We start from the raw sequence: 2,966 nt of genomic DNA, 5'->3' as shown, positions 1-2,966 counted from the left end.
ATTCTTAAGGCTGCTGGCCTTAGAACTTACAAAACTTGAATCTGGCGAATGAGTGCTCAAAATAGAATAAACTTATTTATGACCGATTTCATATTACGAATTGAAGAAATGTAGAAATGCAATCGATTTTGATAAAAAATATAGAAACAGGTTATGCTTATGGATAATTATGGATTTGTAAGAGTGGCTGCCATTTCGCCAAAAATCAAGGTGGCCGATGTAAAATACAACACGGATGAAATAATGAAAGTGATTTCAAAAATTGCCGGTGAAAATATTTCTGCAGCAGTATTCCCCGAGCTTTGCGTCACCGGATATACATGCGGGGACTTATTCGGGCAGGATTTGCTGATAGATGCTGCTGAAGATGCGATAGGCGGCATATGCGAATTTTCGAAGGGCAGTGATACCCTTTTATTCGTCGGAGCCCCTGTTAAGGTGAACCAGTTTCTGTTCAATTGCGCCGTTGTCATACAAAATGGGAATATACTCGGTATTGTGCCGAAGACTTATTTGCCGAATTACAGCGAGTTTTACGAAAAAAGATGGTTTTCATCCGCAACTGAAGCAGCATGCGATGAAGTGAATTATTGCAAAAGGAATGCACCTTTCGGCACGGATATTATTTTCGCCGATAAAAATTTTCCCGAATACTGCATAGGCGCCGAAATATGTGAGGATCTATGGGCTCCAGTGCCGCCTTCATCTTACACGGCATTGTCCGGCGCAACTGTCCTTGTAAACCTTTCGGCCAGCAATGAGCTCGTAAATAAGGCGGCATACAGGGAAGAACTTGTAAAACAGCAAAGCGCGCGCCTGATAGGTGCATACGTTTATTCGTCGTCAGGAGTGCACGAATCCACTACTGATCTTGTGTTCAGCGGGCATTTGCTGATCGCTGAAAATGGCGGGATATTGTCCGAATCCAAAAGGTTTGAGAGGGATTCTGCAAAGATTGAAAGCTATGTAGATATCCAAAAATTATCATCCGAGAGGAGAAAAAATCTTACTTTCAGGGATTCAGCGGCTGATAATTATAAACCTGTGAGGAAAGTTCTATTTACCCAGAATAGAGATAGGGTGAACAGCATCGACAGGTTTATTGATCCCCATCCTTTTGTACCGTCGGATATAAGCACGAGAGACTCAAGATGCAGGGAGATATTCAATATACAGGTTGCCGGGCTTGCAAAGCGCATCGAGCATACGAAAGACAGCAGGGCCGTAATAGGAGTTTCAGGCGGGCTGGATTCCACCCTTGCTCTGTTGGTTGCGGTAAAAACTTTTGACGCTTTAGGTATAGGCAGGGATAATATATATACGATTACTATGCCTGGATTCGGTACGACAGACAGGACATATAATAATACCGTCAAGCTGTGCAATGCATTAAAAACTAACTTTAAAAAGATAGATATCGTAAATGCCGCTCTTTTGCATTTTAAGGATATAGGGCACGACCCTTCGGTCTTGGATGTTACTTATGAAAATGTTCAGGCCCGCGAGAGGACACAGATACTTATGGATATTGCAAATAAGGTTAAGGGACTTGTCATAGGTACGGGCGATCTTTCGGAAATTGCGCTCGGATGGAGCACATACAATGGGGATCATATGTCCATGTATGCGGTAAATTGCAGTATCCCGAAGACTCTGGTGCGCTCGCTGGTAAAATGGGTGTCTGAGAATGAGATGGATGAAGATTCGTCCCATGTTTTGGTTGATATATTGAATACGCCTGTAAGTCCCGAGCTTTTGCCTGCAGACAAGTCTGGAAACATATCCCAGAAAACTGAAGAGATAATCGGCCCATATGAGCTTCATGATTTTTTCCTTTATCACTTTTTAAGATATGATGCTCCTCCTTCGAAGATTATTTTCCTGGCTTGTAATGCTTTTAGGGAAAAATATACTAAAGAAGAAATAAAAAAGTGGCTGAAATGTTTTTATAAAAGATTTTTTGCCATGCAGTTTAAACGCTCCTGCATACCAGACGGTCCAAAGGTAGGTACCATAAGCCTATCCCCAAGAGGAGACTGGAGAATGCCAAGCGATGCATCGGTTGAAGTCTGGCTTAAAGAAATAGAAGAACAGGATTAGCACAAAACAACAGGATTTTAAAATTAATCAATATGAACTGTATCATTTATAATGTTACTCAAAAAGGATAATGCCGAGTTTTTTATATAAAGATTCGGTTATTTTATTGGTCACAGGAAGCTTGTTTTTCTTTTGAAAATCGTTTACAGCTTTTTCCATACCGGATCCGTAAATACCATCGATGCTTCCTTTATAAAATCCCAGATTTTTTAGCCTTGACTGTACGAGGTAAACATCCGCCCCCCTGTCGCCGGGAGATAGGACTCTGTACCCATTTCCAAGCATTCCGTAATCCCCGCCGATGATTTTTACAGGGGTACCGACTTTTACTATTTTATAAAGCTTATCTACATCGCTGTTTCTCATCCTGATGCATCCGTGGGATGCAGCTCTCCCTATGGAGCTTGGCATAGTTGTTCCATGTATGCCGTAAATCCCCCACGGAACATTGAGCCCCAACCACGACGTGCCGAATCCTTCTCCCCATTTCGACTTTTGTATTATCAGAAAATCCCCTACGGGTGAGGGAGTATCGGGCTTTCCCGAAGCAACAGGATATTTCGCGATTACATGATTTCCCGTGATCGCATATAATGTTTTTTTATTTATGTCTATAAGTATGTGCAGGTCGTCATTCCCTCGAACCGAAGCTGTAATAGATTCAAAGGTATTTGTATATATCTTTAGCAGATATTGGGCGCATACTAAGGTTATCACAACGGAAACTGCAAAAATGAATACCCTTTTCAATCCTCCACCCCATTTGGAATATAATGATCATACTGCAGGAAAGTTATTATATATTATTATTTTAAATTAACTCGTTGTGCTAGCTTTTTTACTGGTAAAAATTGCGAATGAAAAAC

General features: G+C 41.2%; 2 protein-coding genes. One reads left to right on the top strand and one right to left on the bottom strand.

Annotated features, from left to right (window positions below; all coding sequences use genetic code 11):
* The first annotated feature begins 159 nt into the window (after positions 1–159).
* Positions 160–2,100, top strand: a complete 1,941-nt coding sequence (locus tag QME45_14610) for an NAD(+) synthase (GenBank protein ID MDI6619858.1) — start codon at positions 160–162, stop codon at positions 2,098–2,100.
* Positions 2,101–2,154: 54 nt separating this feature from the next.
* On the opposite strand, the gene QME45_14605 is transcribed toward QME45_14610, so the two are convergent.
* Complete coding sequence (locus tag QME45_14605) at positions 2,155–2,850, bottom strand: L,D-transpeptidase family protein (protein MDI6619857.1); 696 nt, start codon at positions 2,848–2,850, stop codon at positions 2,155–2,157.
* Positions 2,851–2,966: the final 116 nt, after the last annotated feature.

The sequence above is a fragment of the Clostridiales bacterium genome (genome assembly GCA_030016385.1).
GTDB lineage: Bacteria > Bacillota > Clostridia > Clostridiales > Oxobacteraceae > JASEJN01.
Note: the sequence above shows the minus strand (reverse complement) of the source record. Positions and strands in the feature narration are given on the sequence as shown.

What these genes read in the sequence shown, in the direction of transcription:
- QME45_14610 (MDI6619858.1), top strand. Translation starts at nt 160, where the DNA reads ATGGATAATTATGGATTTGTAAGAGTGGCTGCCATTTCGCCAAAAATC.